Genomic DNA, 2825 nt, shown 5'->3' with positions numbered 1-2825 from the left:
TTGAGGGTCCCATCTGAACGGCGATAAGGCTGTCACCAACAAAGGTTCATCAGGGGAACGCCATGAAGGCCGCCGTGCTGCGCGAAGTGGGTAAGCCGCTTCAAATCGAGGACGTGAAGATCTCCAAGCCGGGCCCGCGCGAGGTGCTGATCCGGACCGCCGCCGCCGGCGTCTGCCATTCCGATCTGCACTTCATCGAGGGCAAGTATCCGCACCCCGTGCCGGCGGTCCTGGGCCACGAGAGCGCCGGCGTCGTCGAGGCCGTGGGCTCGGAAGTCCGCACCGTCAAGCCGGGCGACCACGTCATCACCTGCCTCTCGGCCTTCTGCGGCCACTGCGACCACTGCGTGACCGGCCACATGGCCCGCTGCGTGTCGCCGGAGACCAAGCGCCGCGACGAGGACGAGCCGCGGCTTGCGGGCGCCAACGGCCCAATGTTGCAGTACCTCAACCTGTCGTCGTTCGCCGAGCAGATGCTGATCCATGAGAACGCCTGCGTCTCGATCCGCAAGGACATGCCGCTGGACCGCGCGGCCCTGATCGGTTGCGGCGTGATGACCGGCGTCGGCGCCGTGTTCCACACCTCCAACGTCCGGCCGGGCGACACCGTCGCCGTCATCGGCTGCGGCGGCGTCGGCCTGGCGGCCGTCAATGGCGCGGCCATGGCCGGCGCCGGCCGCGTCATCGCCATCGACATGTCTCCGGGCAAGGAGAACCTGGCCAAGTCGATGGGCGCCACCGACTTCGTCCTCGGCGGCGACGACGTGGTGAAGACCGTCCTGGAGATGACCAAGGGCGGCGTGCAGCACAGCTTCGAGGCCATTGGCCTCGCCAAGACCGCCGAGCAGGCCTTCAACATGCTGGCCCGAGGCGGCACCGCCAACGTCATCGGCATGATCCCGGTCGGCGAGTCGGTCAGCCTGATGGGCGCCGCCTTCCTGGGCGAGAAGCGCATCCAGGGCTCGCTGATGGGCTCCAACCGGTTCCCGGTGGACATGCCGCGGCTGGTGGACGCCTATATGGCCGGCAAGCTGCACCTGGACGACATGATCTCCCGCCGCATCCGCCTGGACCAGGTGAATGAGGCCTTCGAGGAGATGAAGACCGGCGCGGTCGCCCGCTCGGTGATCGTGTTCGACTCCTGAGGCGGTCGGCCTGGAGCCACGGAACGCCCGGCCTTGCGCCGGGCGTTTTCGCGTCCGGTCAGGCGTTCTTCGGCGTCATCACCAGCCAGGGCGTCGGGAAGCTGCGCCATTCCCAGACGGCCAACAATTGGTCCAGATGGCCGAGCCCGTTCAGCCAGGCCGGGGCGTCGAACACCTTGCCCGCCTGGTCGACGCGCACGATGTGATGCGTCGCCTCGAAGCGTCGCGTCAGCGTGGCCAGCGCGCCGGGCCGCAGGCCGTCGTGGGTCTCGACGATGATCCGCATGCCGCTGAGCGCCGGCGCCCGGTCCGGTTGCAGGATGTCCAGTTCCGCGCCCTCGGTGTCCACCATCACCAACGCCCGGCGGCCGGCGAACCGCTCGAAATCCTCCGGCTGGAACTCGCCGCCGATCACCACACGCTCGGCCACCCCGTTCTTGGCGGCGAGCTCGGCGCAGCTCGTGCGCGCCTTCGCGTCGATGTCGTGAGCGTGGACGGTGACGCCCGGCATCTGCCGCGCCAGGCCTACGGCGTAGTAGCCCTCCGCGCAGCCGACATCGATCACGCAGTCCAGTCCCGCCCGGGCGAACGCCGCCAGGTGCGGGTGCAGCTCGGACTCGTAGGTGCCCAGCAGGCGCGGGACGAGCGCGCCCTCGGTGGCGCTCCTCACATAATCCATGCCCTGGAAGGGGCCGCTGTAGATGATCGTCCCGTGGTGGCGGAAGAAGGTCTCGGCCAGGGCGTAGCCCCGCCACTTGCACAGGAGGCGCAGGACTCCGTTCAGCTCGTCCATCGATGGCGGGCCTGCCCAGCGCGCCACGACCGATTTGAGTTGGTTGGCGATGTTCGCGCGCACCGCGGACATCAGAGCAGGCCCAGCACCAGGTCCGCCGGGCGGCAAAGGGCGGCGCCCTTGGGCGTCACGACGATGGGCCGGTTGACCAGGATCGGCTCGATGATCATCGCCGCGATCAGCGCCTCGTCCGAGACGCCCGGGTCGGTCAGCCCCAGCGCCTCGGCGTTGGTGCCCCGCACGCGGAGGATTTCGTGCGCGCCGACCGCCATACGGGCCAGAAGGTCCTCGAGCTGGGATCGGGTCCAGCCGGCCTTCAGGTACTCCACCACCGTGGGTTCGATGCCCTTCTGGCGCAGCAGCTCCAGGGTGTTGCGGGACGTGCCGCAGGCGGGATTGTGATAGATCGTGACGCCGCTCATGGCGCCGGGATAGCGGCTCGCGGGCCGATCACCAAGCGTAGGCGCGGCTTCCGGTGATGAACGTCGAGTCGGAGTTGTCCCACGCCATCAGGTCCGAGGGGCGCGGAGAGAGGGACGCCGCCCCCTCCGGCCATCGCTCCACAGTCGCGATGTAACGGACGTCCAGCCGGCCGGGCGCGCTCGCCTTGATCGCCAGGTCTAGCCCGTCGCCTGGCGCCTGCCAGTGGACGGTGACCCACTTGCCTGGCGCCAGCGCAACCTCGAGGGGTACGCCGGCCAGGCTGGTGATCCGCGCCGCGGTGCTGGACTTCAGGCGCACCTCCAGCGTGCGCGCGCCGGGCGGCGGCTTCGCGGTGAAGCGCAGGGAACCGTCGGCTTCGCGCACCAGGGCGGTGGCCGGCGGCGCGGACGGCAGAGGCGTGGCCGCCGCTGCCATCACCGGCCGCCGCCAGGCCCAATGCGTGC

Annotated in this window: 4 protein-coding genes; 1 reads left to right on the top strand and 3 read right to left on the bottom strand. The window is 69.8% G+C overall.

Annotation, left to right across the window (positions count from 1 at the left end; all coding sequences use genetic code 11):
* The first annotated feature begins 62 nt into the window (after window positions 1–62).
* On the top strand, window positions 63–1145 hold the full coding sequence (locus QZV94_RS24355; protein ID WP_293682966.1) for a Zn-dependent alcohol dehydrogenase: 1083 nt from the start codon (window positions 63–65) through the stop codon (window positions 1143–1145).
* Between the two features lie 58 nt (window positions 1146–1203).
* Here QZV94_RS24355 and QZV94_RS24350 read toward each other — a convergent pair whose 3' ends face one another.
* The 3 genes from QZV94_RS24350 to QZV94_RS24340 all read right to left on the bottom strand — a co-directional run.
* Window positions 1204–2010, bottom strand: coding sequence for a hypothetical protein (locus QZV94_RS24350; protein ID WP_293682965.1), 807 nt, complete (start codon window positions 2008–2010; stop codon window positions 1204–1206).
* Complete coding sequence (gene arsC, locus QZV94_RS24345) at window positions 2010–2360, bottom strand: arsenate reductase (glutaredoxin) (RefSeq protein WP_293682963.1); 351 nt, start codon at window positions 2358–2360, stop codon at window positions 2010–2012. The genes QZV94_RS24350 and arsC overlap by 1 nt, the downstream gene beginning before the upstream one ends.
* Before the next feature lie 28 nt (window positions 2361–2388).
* A partial coding sequence (locus tag QZV94_RS24340) for a hypothetical protein (protein ID WP_293682961.1) occupies window positions 2389–2825 on the bottom strand: 437 nt, incomplete at its 5' end.

This window comes from uncultured Phenylobacterium sp., from assembly GCF_902826855.1.
Taxonomy (GTDB): domain Bacteria; phylum Pseudomonadota; class Alphaproteobacteria; order Caulobacterales; family Caulobacteraceae; genus Phenylobacterium.
This window is presented reverse-complemented; position numbering and strand designations above follow the sequence as displayed.

Excerpts from the sequence above, each read along its gene's own strand:
- QZV94_RS24350 (WP_293682965.1), bottom strand. The coding sequence starts at position 2,010 with ATGTCCGCGGTGCGCGCGAACATCGCCAACCAACTCAAATCGGTCGTG.
- arsC (WP_293682963.1), bottom strand. The coding sequence starts at position 2,360 with ATGAGCGGCGTCACGATCTATCACAATCCCGCCTGCGGCACGTCCCGC.
- QZV94_RS24355 (WP_293682966.1), top strand. The coding sequence starts at position 63 with ATGAAGGCCGCCGTGCTGCGCGAAGTGGGTAAGCCGCTTCAAATCGAG.